This window comes from Sphingosinicella sp. LHD-64, from assembly GCF_031157375.1.
In the GTDB taxonomy this organism is placed as follows: domain Bacteria; phylum Pseudomonadota; class Alphaproteobacteria; order Sphingomonadales; family Sphingomonadaceae; genus Allosphingosinicella.
This window is the reverse complement of sequence record NZ_JAVIFV010000001.1, coordinates 1,050,284-1,063,968: the sequence shown is the minus strand read 5'-3', so window position 1 is coordinate 1,063,968 and position 13,685 is coordinate 1,050,284. Positions and strand designations below refer to the sequence as shown.

The 13,685-nt window shown below is 67.7% G+C and carries 19 protein-coding genes and 1 other RNA gene; 6 read left to right on the top strand and 14 right to left on the bottom strand.

Annotation, left to right across the window (positions count from 1 at the left end; genetic code table 11):
- The first annotated feature begins 69 nt into the window (after positions 1 to 69).
- An RNA gene (rnpB, locus tag RCO27_RS05150) (RNase P RNA component class A) lies at positions 70 to 435 on the top strand.
- A 42-nt stretch (positions 436 to 477) separates the two neighbouring features.
- On the opposite strand, the gene RCO27_RS05145 is transcribed toward rnpB, so the two are convergent.
- Together RCO27_RS05145 and RCO27_RS05140 are read right to left on the bottom strand one after the other, a co-directional pair.
- Complete coding sequence (locus RCO27_RS05145) at positions 478 to 1,116, bottom strand: carbonic anhydrase (RefSeq protein ID WP_309001561.1); 639 nt, start codon at positions 1,114 to 1,116, stop codon at positions 478 to 480.
- On the bottom strand, positions 1,113 to 2,693 hold the full coding sequence (locus RCO27_RS05140) for a SulP family inorganic anion transporter (RefSeq protein ID WP_309001560.1): 1,581 nt from the start codon (positions 2,691 to 2,693) through the stop codon (positions 1,113 to 1,115). Before RCO27_RS05140 ends, RCO27_RS05145 begins: the two co-directional genes overlap by 4 nt.
- Positions 2,694 to 3,333: 640 nt before the next feature.
- Here RCO27_RS05140 and RCO27_RS05135 point away from each other — a divergent pair.
- The 3 genes from RCO27_RS05135 to RCO27_RS05125 are packed head-to-tail and all read left to right on the top strand — an operon-like array spanning position 3,334 to position 6,024.
- Positions 3,334 to 4,020 (top strand): heavy metal response regulator transcription factor, encoded by a 687-nt coding sequence (locus RCO27_RS05135; protein WP_309001559.1) that lies wholly within the window; start codon positions 3,334 to 3,336, stop codon positions 4,018 to 4,020.
- The gene (locus RCO27_RS05130; RefSeq protein ID WP_309001558.1) at positions 4,017 to 5,450 is read left to right on the top strand and encodes a heavy metal sensor histidine kinase; all 1,434 of its coding nucleotides are present in this window, start codon (positions 4,017 to 4,019) and stop codon (positions 5,448 to 5,450) included. The genes RCO27_RS05135 and RCO27_RS05130 overlap by 4 nt, the downstream gene beginning before the upstream one ends.
- Positions 5,451 to 5,493: 43 nt before the next feature.
- The gene (locus RCO27_RS05125) at positions 5,494 to 6,024 is read left to right on the top strand and encodes a J domain-containing protein (RefSeq protein WP_309001557.1); all 531 of its coding nucleotides are present in this window, start codon (positions 5,494 to 5,496) and stop codon (positions 6,022 to 6,024) included.
- Here RCO27_RS05125 and RCO27_RS05120 read toward each other — a convergent pair.
- The 11 genes from RCO27_RS05120 to RCO27_RS05070 all read right to left on the bottom strand — a co-directional run bounded on the left by RCO27_RS05120 (position 6,021) and on the right by RCO27_RS05070 (position 10,061).
- On the bottom strand, positions 6,021 to 6,461 hold the full coding sequence (locus tag RCO27_RS05120) for a PaaI family thioesterase (protein ID WP_309001556.1): 441 nt from the start codon (positions 6,459 to 6,461) through the stop codon (positions 6,021 to 6,023). The genes RCO27_RS05125 and RCO27_RS05120 overlap by 4 nt on opposite strands.
- Positions 6,458 to 6,871 (bottom strand): SufE family protein, encoded by a 414-nt coding sequence (locus tag RCO27_RS05115; RefSeq protein ID WP_309001555.1) that lies wholly within the window; start codon positions 6,869 to 6,871, stop codon positions 6,458 to 6,460. The genes RCO27_RS05120 and RCO27_RS05115 overlap by 4 nt, the downstream gene beginning before the upstream one ends.
- 47 nt (positions 6,872 to 6,918) lie before the next feature.
- Positions 6,919 to 7,146 (bottom strand): hypothetical protein, encoded by a 228-nt coding sequence (locus RCO27_RS05110; RefSeq protein WP_309001554.1) that lies wholly within the window; start codon positions 7,144 to 7,146, stop codon positions 6,919 to 6,921.
- Positions 7,147 to 7,155: 9 nt separating this feature from the next.
- A complete protein-coding gene (locus RCO27_RS05105) occupies positions 7,156 to 7,404 on the bottom strand; it encodes a hypothetical protein (protein WP_309001553.1) in 249 nt (82 codons plus the stop codon).
- A 29-nt stretch (positions 7,405 to 7,433) separates the two neighbouring features.
- Positions 7,434 to 7,706 carry a hypothetical protein gene (locus RCO27_RS05100; RefSeq protein ID WP_309001552.1) on the bottom strand — a complete coding sequence of 91 codons (273 nt, stop codon included), beginning with the start codon at positions 7,704 to 7,706 and terminating at the stop codon, positions 7,434 to 7,436.
- A 12-nt stretch (positions 7,707 to 7,718) separates the two neighbouring features.
- The gene (locus RCO27_RS05095) at positions 7,719 to 8,054 is read right to left on the bottom strand and encodes a hypothetical protein (RefSeq protein WP_309001551.1); all 336 of its coding nucleotides are present in this window, start codon (positions 8,052 to 8,054) and stop codon (positions 7,719 to 7,721) included.
- 21 nt (positions 8,055 to 8,075) lie between these two features.
- A complete protein-coding gene (locus tag RCO27_RS05090) occupies positions 8,076 to 8,369 on the bottom strand; it encodes a hypothetical protein (protein ID WP_309001550.1) in 294 nt (97 codons plus the stop codon).
- Positions 8,370 to 8,392: 23 nt separating this feature from the next.
- Positions 8,393 to 8,773 carry an envelope stress response membrane protein PspC gene (gene pspC, locus RCO27_RS05085; protein ID WP_309001549.1) on the bottom strand — a complete coding sequence of 127 codons (381 nt, stop codon included), beginning with the start codon at positions 8,771 to 8,773 and terminating at the stop codon, positions 8,393 to 8,395.
- Positions 8,773 to 9,084: an envelope stress response membrane protein PspB gene (pspB, locus tag RCO27_RS05080; RefSeq protein WP_309001548.1), complete on the bottom strand. Its 312-nt coding sequence runs from the start codon at positions 9,082 to 9,084 to the stop codon at positions 8,773 to 8,775. The genes pspC and pspB overlap by 1 nt, the downstream gene beginning before the upstream one ends.
- A 4-nt stretch (positions 9,085 to 9,088) precedes the next feature.
- Complete coding sequence (gene pspA / locus RCO27_RS05075; RefSeq protein WP_309001547.1) at positions 9,089 to 9,787, bottom strand: phage shock protein PspA; 699 nt, start codon at positions 9,785 to 9,787, stop codon at positions 9,089 to 9,091.
- A 112-nt stretch (positions 9,788 to 9,899) separates the two neighbouring features.
- Positions 9,900 to 10,061 (bottom strand): hypothetical protein, encoded by a 162-nt coding sequence (locus RCO27_RS05070; protein WP_309001546.1) that lies wholly within the window; start codon positions 10,059 to 10,061, stop codon positions 9,900 to 9,902.
- A gap of 187 nt (positions 10,062 to 10,248) precedes the next feature.
- Between RCO27_RS05070 and pspF the strand changes: the two genes are divergently transcribed.
- A complete protein-coding gene (gene pspF / locus RCO27_RS05065) occupies positions 10,249 to 11,295 on the top strand; it encodes a phage shock protein operon transcriptional activator (RefSeq protein ID WP_309001545.1) in 1,047 nt (348 codons plus the stop codon).
- Positions 11,296 to 11,316: 21 nt separating this feature from the next.
- Here pspF and RCO27_RS05060 read toward each other — a convergent pair whose 3' ends face one another.
- On the bottom strand, positions 11,317 to 13,056 hold the full coding sequence (locus RCO27_RS05060) for an SLC13 family permease (RefSeq protein ID WP_309001544.1): 1,740 nt from the start codon (positions 13,054 to 13,056) through the stop codon (positions 11,317 to 11,319).
- A gap of 269 nt (positions 13,057 to 13,325) precedes the next feature.
- Between RCO27_RS05060 and RCO27_RS05055 the strand changes: the two genes are divergently transcribed.
- Positions 13,326 to 13,676, top strand: a complete 351-nt coding sequence (locus RCO27_RS05055; protein ID WP_309001543.1) for a YMGG-like glycine zipper-containing protein — start codon at positions 13,326 to 13,328, stop codon at positions 13,674 to 13,676.
- Positions 13,677 to 13,685 lie beyond the last annotated feature (9 nt).

Sequence of the window (13,685 nt, the reverse complement as noted above, 5' to 3'; positions counted from 1 at the left end):
TTTCGGAAAGCTGACGCTGGGTGCGACCGGGGGTTACGCCTGCACCGGATGATCGCTATATTCCTCCCGCCAGAGGGCCGGGCGGCCGCGGGCGGCGTGAGCCGCGCGAGGAAAGTCCGGGCTCCATGGAACGACGGTGCCGGGTAACGCCCGGCGGGGGTGACCCCAGGGACAGTGCCACAGAAAGCAATCCGCCGGCCTTCGGGCCGGTCAGGTCGAAAGGGTGGGGTAAGAGCCCACCGCGCGCCCGGCAACGGGAGCGGCATGGTAAACCCCACCGGGAGCAAGACCGAATAGGGGCGGCACATGGGCTTCGTTCCAGCCCGTCGCCCGGGTTGGTTGCTTGAGCGGCGGAGCGATCCGTCGCCTAGAGGAATGGTCGCACAGGCGGTTTCGGCCGCCGGACAGAACCCGGCTTACAGGCCCTCTGGCTCTTTCGACATTGCGGCGGCGGCAGGCGCCGCCGCCGCATTTCTCTCAGACCAGCACACGGTCCGGGCGGCCGACCTCGGCGAGGTCGGTCTCCGCGTCGATCTCCATCAGCGGATGGATGAGGCCGTCGCGCATGCCGTAGACCCAGCCATGCAGATAGAGCTCCTGCCCTTCCGCGAAGGCGTTCTGGACGATCTCCGTGCGGGCGAGATGGACGAGCTGGTCGCGCACGTTGCATTCGACCAGGCGGTTCACCTTGGCGGCCTCGCCCTCCATCGCCTCGATCTCGTCTTCATGGTCGCGGTAGACCGCACGAGCGTTGGCGAGCCAGGTATCGACCGGCCCGGTCGTGCCGCCTTTCAGCGCCGCCTGCACGCCGCCGCAGCCATAATGGCCGCAGACGATGATGTGGCGCACCTTCAGCACCGTCACCGCATATTGCAGCACCGAGACCAGGTTGAGGTCGTTCTCGTCGACCAGGTTGGCGACGTTGCGGTGGATGAACATGCCGCCCGGGGGCGTCATCGTCATCTGCTCCGGCGCGACCCGACTGTCCGAGCAACCGATCCACAGGAATTGCGGCTTCTGCCCCTGGGTCTGCTGCGCGAAATAATCCTCGCGTTCCTCGAGATGTTCGGCCGCCCAGGCGCGGTTGGCGAGGAGGAGCTGGCGATAGTCTCTCATGCGAACACAACCTCCTTGCGGGGCGCCTCGATCCGGGGCGCGGTGCGGTTGGCGAGGTCGCCGCGCACCACGACGTGGATGCCGCGATATTCGCCGCCGCGGATGAAATCATTGATGATCTCGATATTGTCGAGATCGACATATTCGGTGCTGGAGAGGTCGATCAGCACGTCGCTGCCGTCCGGCACCCTGGCGAGGGCGTTCTGCAATTCCACCTTGTGGATGAAGTAGAGATTGCGCCGCGCCCGGACGAGCACGTCCTTGCCGTCATGGACGAAGCTGATCGCCGGGCGGAAGTTGCGCGCGATCACGAACGCGAAGCCGATGCCGAGGCCGATGACGATGCCGGTCAGGAGGTCGGTCACCAGGATCGCGAGGATGGTCGCGACGAACGGCACGAACTGGCTCCAGCCCTGGGCGTAGCGCTCGACGAACAAAGCCGGCTTGGTGAGCTTGTAGCCGGTGGCGATCAGCACCGCGGCGAGCGCCGCGAGCGGGATCAGGTTGAGCACGGTGGGGATCAGCAGCACGCTGAGCAGCAGCCAGAAGCCGTGCAGGACGGTCGAGAAGCGGCTGTTGGCGCCGGCATCGACATTGGCCGAGCTGCGCACGATCACCGAGGTGACCGGCAGGCCGCCGAGCATGCCGGAGACGACATTGCCGCCGCCCTGGGCGAGCAATTCGCGATTCTTGTCGGTGACGCGGCGCTCAGGGTCGAGCTCGTCGATCGCCTTGACCGCGAGCAGGGATTCGAGGCTGGCGACGAGGGCGAGGGTCAGCGCGGTCGTCCAGACGATCGGCTCGGCGATCGCGCCGAAGTCGGGCAGGCTGAACAGGCCGACGAAGCCGGCGAGATCGTCCGGCACCGGCACCTGGACGAGGTGGCTCGGCGCGATGTGGAGCGACGGGGCGACCTCGCCGAACAGCGCGTTGGCGACGACGGCGAAGAGGACGACGACGAGCGGGCCCGGGAGGAGCTTCAGTGGCCCGTCCTTGGGTTTGGCCTTGTCCCACCAGAACAGGAAGGCGACCGAGGCGACGGCGATCACCACGGCGCCCGGCACGATCTGCTCCTGCAGCACATGCCAGATCGTCGAGAAGGTGTTGCGGCCATCCGGCTGGAGGAAGGCGAAGCTGCCTTCATAGTCGCCGTCATAGCCGATCGCGTGCGGGATCTGCTTGAGGATCAGGATGAGGCCGATCGCGGCCAGCATCCCGGTGATGACCGAGGAGGGCACGAACTCGCTGAGGATGCCCGAACGGGCCGAGGCGAAGGCCATCTGCAGGACGCCGGCGAGCACCACCGCGAGCAGGAAGGCGCCGTAGCTCGGCATCGACGTGATCGCGGCGAGCACGATGACGGTGAGGCCGGCGGCCGGGCCGCTGACCGACAGCGGCGAGCGGCTCAGCAGGCCGACGACGATGCCGCCGACGATGCCGGCGATCAGGCCGGAGAAGAGTGGCGCGCCGGAGGCCAGCGCGATGCCGAGGCAGAGGGGAAGCGCCACGAGGGCGACGACGATCGAGGACGGCAGGTCCTGCCGCCAGCTCGAGAGGAGGGGGGTCGAGGATGGCACGCAAAGCTCCACGATTGGTCGACACTGGCTGCCGCCATGCGGCGACTGCGAACGGACCAAGCATAGAGATGCCGCATTGCAGCAAACTGACATGAACCTGACAAAGCTGTCCTCGTCCGCATGCTGACGAAACTGTCATTTTCATGTCAGCGTAAAGACCTGTCGGCGCGACTAACCCGGCCCGATGGCCAATTTCGCGGCGCCGGGAAAGTGATGCGCGATCTCGTGCGGTGCGGGGATTGGCCTGAGGCGGAGGTCCGTCTCTTTCCCTCCCGGCGTGCGCGAATGCGTCGCTGCAACACCTTGTTTTCAGGGGCAGTCATGCCGCTGGAACTGCAGTCGACGCTGCCGACGGGTGGATTTCTCCGGCGCGTGGCGGTCGAATCCCGGCCCCGCGGGGCTCGAGGCGGTCACCGGCATCCGTAGCTTGGTGTCGTGACCCGAAGCGCAGTGCGGCGTGTGTGTCCGTCCCTGGCCCACCCGCCTGCACCGCCACCGTCGGGGTTTTCGCACATGCGAGATGAAGCGAGACAAATGTCGGGGTGTTCCCCGCGGTTGGAGGTTCTCGCATCCGTTTCCAGACGCTATCAGCCGCGCAGATTGCGCGCGTAAATCATTGGCACGGCCTGGGCGGAGCATTGTGAAGATACTGATCGTCGAAGACGAGCCGAAAACCGTCCAATATCTGCGCCGCGGACTTGGCGAGCAGGGCTACAGCGTCGACCATGCGCGTGACGGGGTGGACGGCCTGCATCTGGCGCTGACCGGCGCCTATGATGCGATCATTCTCGACGTGATGCTGCCCGGTCTCGACGGAGTCGGCCTGCTCAAGGGCCTGCGCGCCGCGCCCAACGACACGCCGGTCATCATGCTGACCGCTCGCGACACGGTCGAGGACCGCCTGAACGGGCTCGGCGCAGGCGCCGACGATTATCTGGTGAAGCCGTTCTCGTTCCTCGAACTGCTGGCGCGCCTGCAGGCGATCCTGCGGCGCGGGCGGGCGCAGCAGGTTCCCCATGTCGAGGTCGCGGACCTGCGCGTCGATCTCGTCGCCCGCCGCGCCACACGGGGCAAGCGCAAGCTCAACCTCACCGCCAAGGAGTTCGCGCTGCTGGCGCTGCTCGCGCGGCGGCAATCGGAGATCCTGTCGAAGACGGTCATCACCGAGCTCGTCTGGGACATCAATTTCGACACCGACACCAATGTCGTCGAGGTCGCGGTCAAGCGGCTGCGCGCCAAGCTCGAGGCGCCGGGGGAGGAGAAGCTGCTCCATACCGTGCGTGGCATGGGCTATGTGCTCGAACAGCGCGACGAGACGCCGGCATGAGGGCGACGTCGGTCGCGGGGCGGGTCGCGCTCATGTTCGGGCTGGCGGTGACGCTCGTCACCGCGCTTGGCGGCGCGGCTTTCTATCTGGTCGAATCGCGCGAGCTGCGCCGGCACAAGCAGGAAGAGATGGCGGCCAGCTTCGCCATCGTCGAGCAGCTCGTGCGCCATTCGGACACGCCGGCGAAGTGGCGGCAGCTGGTCGACAAGCTCGACGATCTCGCCGAGGCCGACGTCAGTCTCCATTTCGTGATCGACAGTCCGGATCCCGCCTATCGCGTCGACGCCGACTTTTTGAGCCGCGACCAATGGGTCGGTCTCCAGGACGGCTTCGACGCGATCGCGGTCGAGAATCGGCGCTATTTCACTCTGGCCCGGACCATTGCCCGCGAGGACGAACGGCCCGAGGTGCGCCTCGCCGTCGCCTCCAGCACCAAATATGTCGACATGAGCGCCGCCGGCCTGGCGTTCGGCATCTTCGTCTTTTCGCTGCTCGGGGTCGGTAGCGTCTCTGCGCTCGGCTGGCTGATCGCGCGGCGCAGCCTGGCGCCGGTCGATCGGTTGTCTGATCACGCCCGCCTGCTCGGCGCCAAGGACCTGTCGCGGCGGCTGCCCACCGAGAAGCTGCCGGACGAGCTGGCGGGTCTGGTGCTGTCGCTCAACGACGCGCTCGACCGGCTGGAGGACAGCTACCAGCGGATGTCCACCTTCAGCGCCGACGCGGCCCATGAACTCAGGACGCCGCTCGCCAACCTGATCGGAGAGACCGAGGTCGCCCTCTCTCGCCACCGCGCGCCGGCGGAACTCGAGGAAGTCCTGTACTCGAATCTCGAGGAGCTCGAGCGGCTGCGGCGGATCGTCGCCGACATGCTGTTCCTCGCGCGCGCCGACCAGGGGGAGATGGCGGCGGGCTTCACCGACGCGTCGCTGGCGGAGGAGACCTGCAAGAGCGCCGAATTCATGGAGATGGTGTTCGAGGAAGCCGAAATCTCCGTCGAGGTCGAGGGCGATGCGCGTGTGCCGATCGAACGGGCGCTCTTCGGCCGCGCGATCACCAATCTCCTCGACAATGCGGTGCGCCACGGCCGGACTCCGGGGCGGGTGACCGTACGGATCGCGGAGGAGAAGGACCGCGTCACGGTGAGCGTCTCCAATCCCGGCGCGCCGCTCGCGCCCGAGCATCTGGAGCGGATTTTCGACCGCTTCTACCGGGTCGATCCGGCGCGTCCCAACAGCCATGACAGCCACGGCTTCGGCCTGGCGATCGTGCGGGCGGTCGCGCGCATCCACGGCGGGTCGGTCTTCGCCCGCAACGAGCCGGACGGCATCTGCGTCGGATTCAGCATCGCACGTCGACCGACCGGCAGCGACGCCGGGCTGGCTTCGCCTGAGACCCGCGCGCCCAGACTGACGCCCGCCCCCGCCGCGTGAGCCGCGCGCTTGCGTGGCCGGACCGAAGGGCTATTTGGGGGATATGGCACGATCGCGCCGATCGAACGACTGGGGCTTTCCGCGCTGGCGGGGCTACGGCTCCACGCGCCAGGCCGAGCCGGTGCGCACCTGCGACCGCGAAGGCTGCGACCTACCCGGCGACCGGCCCGCGCCCAAATCGCCGAACAGCCCCGAACGCTGGTATTTCTGCGAGGCGCATGCCGCCGAGTACAACCGCAGCTGGAACTATTTCGAAGGGCTGAGCGCGGAGGATGCGGCGGCGCGCGAAGCCGACGAGCGGCGCGACGCGCGCGGTTTCTCCCAGGCCAACCACTATGCATGGGGCGGCCCCGGCGATGGCAGCCGCAGCCGCGACGAGATGCGGGCGTTCGATGTGCTGGAGCTGGACTCCGACGCCGGCTTCGAGGACGTGCGCGCCGCCTGGCGGCGCCTCGCCAAGGCCAACCATCCCGACGTCAAGCCGGGCGACGCCGAGGCCGCGGCGCGCTTCCAGGCGATCCAGGCCGCCTATGAGGTGCTGAGGAAGGCCGAGGAGCGGCGGGCGACGGCCTAATCCGTCGCCATGAAGGCGGCGCTGACATGGGCGACCGGATCGGCGGCGTCGCCGTCATGGGCGAGGCCGCGGGCGAAGCTGACGCTGCGGGTGACGCCGTAGCATTCCGCCCGGCCCACGATCGTGCGACCGGGGACGGCGGGCCGCAGATAGTCGACCCTGAGATCGAGCGTTGCCTGCGGGCGGAACCGCCCGAGGCGGATCCAGATCGACAGGCTGGTCGCCATGTCCATCAGGCTGATGATCGGCCCCGAGGCGATGATCCCGCTCTCCGGCATGCCGACGAGCTCATCGCTGTAGGGGAGGGCGAGCTCGATCCAGTCCTCGCCATGATTCCGATAGGCGATGCCGAGCGCGCCGCCATGGCCGAGGCGGCTGACATAGGACATGAACCGCGCGGGATCGAATGGCGCCCCCGCGCCCCGCGGATCGCTCATGCCACCAGCCGCCCGGCGGTCTCGCGAACGAGGGCGATCATGTTGGGGATACCCTGGGTGCGGTTGGAACTGAGCTGGTTCCGGAGATCGAACGGGAGGAGCGCGTTCTCGATATCGGTGGCCAGGATTTCCTCGGGGCTGCGATCCTGCACCGCGAGCAGCACCAGCGCGACGATTCCCTTGGTGATCGCCGCATTGCTGTCGGCGAGGAAATGCAGCCGTCCGTCCGCCTGCGGCACCGGATAGACCCAGACTGCCGCCGAGCAGCCGCGCACCAGCGTCGCATCGGTCTTCAGCGCCTCCGGCATGGGCTCCAGCGCGCGGCCCAGATCGATCAGCAGCCGATAGCGGTCGTCCGCGTCGAGCAGCGCGTAATCGGCATAGGCGTCGTCGAGGGATTGTAAGGACATGGGCGTCAGATAGGCACGCGCCCGCGGCAAGTCACGCCGGAACGGCGCTAGGTGTCCGTCCCGCTGGCGATCGCCTCCAAGCGGCGCACGCGATCCTTGAGGTCCGCCATTTCGAGACGGGCCGGCACGGCGCTGCGCCGGCCGTGGCTGCGTTCGATCTCCAGCCGCCTGAGCTCGAGCCAATCCTGCCACCCCTTCAGCGCGGCGCCGGCGGCGATCGCGACCGCCAGCGTGCCGGCGGCGGCCAGGGCGAACAGGGTGGCGGGATCGGCCATGTCTGCGTCCTATCGGTCCCTGAGATTCTCGATCTCGCGCTCGAGGCTGTTTTCCTTCTCGACCGTGATCCGCTCCAGCACCTGGAGCCGCTCGCGCAGCTGCTTCACCTCGTCGCGCAGCTGCCGGGTCTCGGCAGTCTCGACGGCGCCCTGGCCGCCCCGGCCCTGGCGCCGGTCATGGTGGTATTTCGCTCTGAACACGCTGGCGATCATCACGATCAGGATGATCATGATCACCATGATGTGGCTGCTCTGCATTCCTTCTTCTCCCTCGCGCCCGCGCCGCCCTAGTTGGGACGGTCTTCGCGCAAATCCTCGATCTCGGCGGCGATGTGCGTGCCCTTGTCGGTCGCGATCCGCTCGAGCACCCGCACGCGCTGCTCCAGCCGCTCGACATGGGCGGCATATTGCGCGGCCTTCTCGGCGGCGAGCTTCGATTGCAACTCAAGCATCTTGCGCCGGTGTTTCATCCAGGTCTCGGCGAGGCTGTAGAAGATGCCGCCCAGTACCGGAATGCCGATCACCACGAAGACGATCGCGAACTTCCAGAAACCGTCCATGTGACAGCCCCCTCAGTTCTTCGGGATGCGCAGGGCTTCGATCTCCTGCGTCAGGCGGTGGCTGTCGTCGGTCACGATCCGCTCGACATTGGCGAGCCGGTCCTTGACCGATCCCAACTCGGCGCGCAGCTGCGCATTCTCCTGGCTCAGCAGCTTCACCCGCTCGATCACCTCCTCGTTCTTCTTCGGATACACCGCCTGGCCCCAGGCGCCGTCGAGCGGATAGCCGTTCTTGATCCGGAGCCAGGTGGTGAGAACCCAGCCGGCGATCGACACGCTGACGATGATCGCGATGAACGGGAAAAGCTGGGAAACGAACTGCAGTTTCTCGGGCGTATTGGCGGTCATGCTGGTATTCCCTGATTGAAGTCAGCGCAGGCTGTCGATCTCGCGGGCGGTGCGCTCGGCAGGGTCGGTGGCGATCCGTTCGAGTACCGCGAGCCGCTCCTCGAGCCGGCCGATCTGGCCCTTGAGCTGGGCGTTCTCGTCGGAGAGCAACTCGATCTGGCGGTTCTTCGCCGGCTCGCCGTCGCGATAGGTCATGCCCGACCATTCGTTCTCGAGCGGATAGCCGTGGCGCGCGCGGATCCAGTTGTTGATCACCCATCCGGCCGTGCAGATCGCGATGATCGCAATGACGAAGGAAGGTCCTGCGAAATCCATCTCAAAATCCCCTGCTGGTCAGCTCAGCGCAGCTCTTCGATCTCGCGGGCGAGGCGGCTGTTCGAGCTGGTGACGTAGGTCTCCATGTCGGCGAGGCGGCGGTCGATGTCCCGGAAGCGCGAGCGGACGTCGCGGGCGGTGCGGCGCGGATTGGCGCGCACGCCCTGCCAGAACTTCTGCTCCTCGCGGCTGCTCTCGTAGAGCTCCGTCGGCTTCCTCGGCGCCATCCAGGCGGTGAGGAAATAGGCGGGAATGGTCCAGGGCCCGGTCAGGAAGGTGAGGCCGATGACGGCGACGCGCACCAGGGTCACGTCCATCCCGGTATAGTCCGCAATGCCAGCACAGACCCCCGACCATTTGGCGTTCATCTTGTCGAGGTAGAAGCGGGTGCGGGGCGAAGCCATCAGTTCCTCCTTGAGGTCGCGCGGTTGGTGCGCTGGCCCAGCAGCCGCTCGGAGCGGTCCTCCAGCGCGTCTTCGACGGGGTCGTAGGCGACCGACCGCCAGTTCGGGTTGTCGGCCTGGACGATCCGCTCGATCGTCATCATCCGCTCGTCGAGGCGGCGGGCGAGATCGTGCAGCTCGTCGAGCAGGTTCTCGTCTTCGGTGGTCAGGGTCGCGGAGGTCTTCCACTTGCTGACATAGTGCAGGATGATCCAGGGCAGGCCGACGAAGAGCATGCCGCAGACGAGGATGGGTACGAGCACGTCTTCCATCTGATCAGCCTTCCTTAGTCTCGGCGGTGCCGCCGTTGGTGCGCTTGGCAAGGCTGGCCTTCAGCGCCTCCAGCTCGGCATCGACCTTGTCGGCATTGCGGAGCTCGGCGATCTCCTCGTCGAGCGTCTTGGGCGGCCCCCCCAGGCTCAGCGCGTCGGCATGGCCCTCGGCGAGGTCGGCATGGCGCTCCAGCACGTCGAAGCGCGAGAAGGCCTCGTCGACCTTCGGGCCGGAATGCAGCTCGCGCAGGCGCGCCCGGTTGTTGGCGCTCTCCATGCGGGTCATGATCGCGTTCTGGCGGGCGCGCGCCTCCCGGAGCTTGGTCTGGAGCTTGGCGATGTCGGCCTCAGAGGCACGCAGCGCGTCGTCGAGCACCTCGATCTCGGCCTTGAGCTGATCGGCCATGTCGGCGGCCTTCTGCTTCTCGAACAAAGCGGCCTTGGCGAGATCCTCGCGGCCCTTGGAGAGGGCGAGCTCGGCCTTCTCGATCCAGCCGTCCTGCAGCCGGCCGAGCTTGTCGATCTGACGGCGCATCTCCTTTTGGTCGGCGATGGTACGGGCGGCCGAGGCGCGGACCTCGACCAGGGTCTCCTCCATCTCGAGGATGATCATGCGGATCATCTTGGCCGGGTCTTCGGCCTTGTCGAGCAGATCGGTGACGTTGGCGGCAATGATATCGCGCGTCCGCGAAAAGATTCCCATGGGAAAGAACTCCTTGGCTGTAACGTAAGGCCGTTCCGGGCGGGTTCCGGCGTCGCGGTTCGGGGAGCTCATCCGGATAAGCTCCTCGGCCGCGACCACCACCCGCTTCGGCTCAGCCATGCGCCACGGTCCCGTTGTGCACGGAAGCGTAGACCGGCTGGGCGGTCTCCGCCACCCGTGCCGGGCCGACCGCGGCGGCAATCGTGAGGGTCGAGAGGACGAGCGCGCCAACCGCGGCGGTGGCGACCCGGGTGAAGCCTTCGAAATTGAACATGTCCGGTCTCCTGAAACCTTGGTCTTCGGTCCCGTCCCGCCGACCATCCGGCGGTGACAGCTTCTGTTAAGCAGAGCCCGTGCCAGGTCAGGAAAACTCCGGAAAAGTGCCAAAAGTGCCGCGGACAAGAGTGTCGTGAGCCACTCTCCTCTTGCCAAGAGTTGGTGAGATACGCCAAGTAGCGGGAATGGATCGCAATACCCATCTGGTCGGCCAATCCTCGTCCTTCCTCGACGCCGTGGAGCGGGCGAGCCGCGCCGCGCCGCTCGACCGGCCGGTGCTGGTGATCGGCGAGCGCGGCACCGGCAAGGAGCTGATCGCCGAGCGGCTTCATCGCCTCTCCTCGCGCTGGGACGGCCCCCTCATTATCATGAATTGCGCCGCGCTGCCCGAGACTTTGATCGAGGCCGAGCTGTTCGGCCATGAGGCCGGCGCGTTCACGGGCGCGACCAAGGCGCGGCCCGGCCGGTTCGAGGAGGCCAATGGCGGCACGCTGTTTCTCGACGAGTTGGGCACGCTCTCCAGCCCGGCGCAGGACCGGCTGCTCCGCGCGATCGAATATGGCGAGGTCACCCGCATCGGTGCGTCGAAGCCGATGCAGGTCGACGTGCGGATCGTCGCGGCGACCAACGAGCATCTGCCGCGCATGGTCGAGCAGAGTCGTTTCCGCGCCGACCTGCTCGACCGCCTGAGCTTCGAGGTGGTGACGCTGCCGCCACTCCGCCACCGCCACAGCGACATTCCCGTCCTCGCCGACCATTTCGGCCGGCGAATGGGACTGGAGCTGGAATGGGACGTCTGGCCCGGCTTCAGCGAGGAGGCGATGGCCAGGCTGCTGGCGCACGCCTGGCCCGGCAACGTCCGCGAGCTCAGGAACGTCATCGAGCGCGCGGTCTATCGCTGGGAGGACCAGAGCAGCCCGATCGGCGACATCCAGTTCGATCCGTTCGAAAGCCCGTGGGCGCCGGCGGCGGCCAAGGCGATCGCTGCACCTGCTCCGCCCGTGGCCGAAGCGCCCGCCGCGGGCGGCCTGGCCGCTGCGGCCGCGTCCGTCAGCTGGGATCCCGCCACCTGCGCCGACTATCGGCTCGCCATTGCCGAATATGAAAAGGCGATCCTCATTGCGGCGCTGGAGAAATGCCGCTGGAACCAGCGGGCGGCGGCGGCGGCGCTCAGCCTTACCTACGACCAGCTCCGTCACGCGATGCGGCGGCACAAGCTGCAGGAAGCCTAGAGCCTGCACCCCATAACCGGATCAGCCATAGATTCGGCTGAGGATCAACGCCGCGCCGCCGATGGCGATGAGACAGAGCGGCGCGCCCACGCGGGCATAATCGGTGAAGCGGTAATTGCCCGGCCGCATCACGAGCAGGTTGTTCTGGTGTCCGATCGGAGTCAGGAAGTCGCACGAGCAGCCGATCAGCACGGTGATCAGCGCGGCGTCGACCGGGATGCCGAGCGTGGTCGCGACGGCGATGCCGACCTGGCCCATGACGATCGCGGTCGCGACATTGTTGAGGAAGATGGTCAGGATCATCGTCGCGAGGCCGAGCGCGAACAGGGTTACCGAGAGGGGCATGCCGGACAGCGCGGCGGCGAAGGCCTGGGCGATGGCGTCGCTGCCGCCGGCCTGGTTGAACTCGCGGCCGACCGGGATCAGCGCGGCGAGGAGGACGATGACGGGCAGGTCGATCGCCCGATAGGCTTCGTCCGCCGGAATCAGCCGCAACAGGCAGATCGCCACCGCCGCCGTCAGGAAGGCGGCGGTCGTCGGCACGGCGAACAAGGTCGCGGCCAAAACCGCGAGCGCGTAGATGCCGACGGTCAGCATCGCATGCCGCCCCGGCCGGACCGGCCCGGTCTCGCGGTCGATCTCGAGCAGGCGGGCGGAACGGACCAGCCGGGCCAGGGCTTCCGGGCTGCCGCGGAGATAAAGTTGGTCGCCCGACTCGATCCGGTTGGTGTCGAGCGCCTCACGCAGCCGCGCCGCGCGCGGGCCGGCGGCGACGAACGCGACCTCATCGCCCGAGCGCGCCTCGACCGCCGCATAAGGCTCGCCGATCAGCGGCGATCCGAACATCACCGAGACATGGGCGAGCTGGGTGCGCGAATCATGCGATGCCAAGTCGGAGAACAGCCGGGCACGCGGCGCCACTTCCCAGGGTGGCGTCCGGCTCATCACCAGGATCCGGTCGTCATGGTGGATGCGCGCATCCGTCTCCAGCCTGGTCCGCACGCCGTCGCGGATGACGGCAAGCAGCGAGGCGCCGGCGGAACGCAAGGCCCGGCGGGCATCGCTCAGCAGCAGCGCTCCCTGGAACGCGGCCATCGGCGGGTTCAGCTCGAACACGAACAATCGCTGGTCCGGCGCCGCATCGCCGGCCCCGGCACGACGCGGGGTGATCCGCCAGCCGATGATGGCGAGGTAGAGCACGCCGGCGAGCGCCACCGCGGCGGCGGCCGGCGTCATGTCGAACATGCCGAACCCTTCGCCCAGCCGGTCCTCGCGCACCGAGGAGATGATGAGGTTGGCCGGCGTGCCGACCAGGGTCGTGATGCCGCCGAGGATGGTCGCGAAGGCGAGCGCCATCAGCACGGCACCGTCTGGCAGCTTGTGCTCGCGCGCCACCGTCACCGCGACCGGCATGGTGATGGCGAGCGCGGCGATGTTGTTCATGAAGGCGGAGAGCAGGGCGCCCATCAGCAGCACGCCGCCGATCCGGATCGAGACGAAGCGGGTGCGCGGCACGAACCAGCTCGTCATCACCCGTGCCGCGCCAGTCAGCTCGACCGCGCGGCCGACCACGAGCACCGCCGCGACGATGATCACCGCCGGCGCGGCGAAGCCCGCCAGCGCCTCCTCGAACGACACCAGGCCGGTGACCCAGGCCAGCAGCAGCACGATCAGCGCAACCGCGTCGGGCCGGATCCGGTCGCTGATGAACAGGATCAAAGCGAGGGCCATGATCGCGGAGCTGAGGATGGCCGGGCTCATCCGGCCCTTGAAGCCCAATTCCCCGCCCGATCCAAGGGCCAGCCGAACGCCATGATCCTTCCTGCCATATCGCCGCGACACGTCGCGAAATAGCATCGGTTCATCGCGCCCAAGCCCGTCATGGCGGTCGCGGAGCCACCCGGTTCGTCACAGGGCCGGAACCTTTGTTAACGCTTCTGGTTGGGGGGATGCTGCTTGCGGGCTGTATCCGCCGTGTACCGATGCGAAGGGTCTGCCCGCCGGCGTTCTGACTTGCCAGGGAGGCTCATATGAAGAAGCCGATGCTCGCCGTGCTGATGGCCGGCGCCGTATCGTTGGGTGCCTGCACCACCTATGAAGGAGATCGCGACACGCTCGCCAGCGCCGGCACCGGTGCGGCGATCGGCGCCGCGGCCGGCGCGGGCGCCGGTGCGCTGATCGGCGGGCTGAGCCCGATCGAGGGCGCGCTGATCGGCGCCGCGGTCGGCGGCATCGCCGGTGCGGTTTGGGCGGACAGCGACAATGACGGCTATGCCGACGGCTATTATCACAACGGCCAATATTATCAGGGCCGTCCGCCGGCGCCGCCGCCCCCGCCGCCCGTCTACGAGGCGCCGGTCCAGAGCGGCGAACGCGGCTGATCCCATCCG

Excerpts from the sequence above, each read along its gene's own strand:
- RCO27_RS05095 (WP_309001551.1), bottom strand. The coding sequence starts at position 8,054 with ATGACCGCCAATACGCCCGAGAAACTGCAGTTCGTTTCCCAGCTTTTC.
- pspB (WP_309001548.1), bottom strand. The coding sequence starts at position 9,084 with ATGGAAGACGTGCTCGTACCCATCCTCGTCTGCGGCATGCTCTTCGTC.
- RCO27_RS05060 (WP_309001544.1), bottom strand. The coding sequence starts at position 13,056 with ATGAGCCCGGCCATCCTCAGCTCCGCGATCATGGCCCTCGCTTTGATC.
- RCO27_RS05125 (WP_309001557.1), top strand. The coding sequence starts at position 5,494 with ATGGCACGATCGCGCCGATCGAACGACTGGGGCTTTCCGCGCTGGCGG.
- pspC (WP_309001549.1), bottom strand. The coding sequence starts at position 8,773 with ATGGCTTCGCCCCGCACCCGCTTCTACCTCGACAAGATGAACGCCAAA.
- pspF (WP_309001545.1), top strand. The coding sequence starts at position 10,249 with ATGGATCGCAATACCCATCTGGTCGGCCAATCCTCGTCCTTCCTCGAC.
- RCO27_RS05115 (WP_309001555.1), bottom strand. The coding sequence starts at position 6,871 with ATGTCCTTACAATCCCTCGACGACGCCTATGCCGATTACGCGCTGCTC.
- RCO27_RS05120 (WP_309001556.1), bottom strand. The coding sequence starts at position 6,461 with ATGAGCGATCCGCGGGGCGCGGGGGCGCCATTCGATCCCGCGCGGTTC.
- RCO27_RS05100 (WP_309001552.1), bottom strand. The coding sequence starts at position 7,706 with ATGGACGGTTTCTGGAAGTTCGCGATCGTCTTCGTGGTGATCGGCATT.
- RCO27_RS05105 (WP_309001553.1), bottom strand. The coding sequence starts at position 7,404 with ATGCAGAGCAGCCACATCATGGTGATCATGATCATCCTGATCGTGATG.
- RCO27_RS05145 (WP_309001561.1), bottom strand. The coding sequence starts at position 1,116 with ATGAGAGACTATCGCCAGCTCCTCCTCGCCAACCGCGCCTGGGCGGCC.
- pspA (WP_309001547.1), bottom strand. The coding sequence starts at position 9,787 with ATGGGAATCTTTTCGCGGACGCGCGATATCATTGCCGCCAACGTCACC.
- RCO27_RS05070 (WP_309001546.1), bottom strand. The coding sequence starts at position 10,061 with ATGTTCAATTTCGAAGGCTTCACCCGGGTCGCCACCGCCGCGGTTGGC.
- RCO27_RS05055 (WP_309001543.1), top strand. The coding sequence starts at position 13,326 with ATGAAGAAGCCGATGCTCGCCGTGCTGATGGCCGGCGCCGTATCGTTG.
- RCO27_RS05090 (WP_309001550.1), bottom strand. The coding sequence starts at position 8,369 with ATGGATTTCGCAGGACCTTCCTTCGTCATTGCGATCATCGCGATCTGC.
- RCO27_RS05110 (WP_309001554.1), bottom strand. The coding sequence starts at position 7,146 with ATGGCCGATCCCGCCACCCTGTTCGCCCTGGCCGCCGCCGGCACGCTG.
- RCO27_RS05130 (WP_309001558.1), top strand. The coding sequence starts at position 4,017 with ATGAGGGCGACGTCGGTCGCGGGGCGGGTCGCGCTCATGTTCGGGCTG.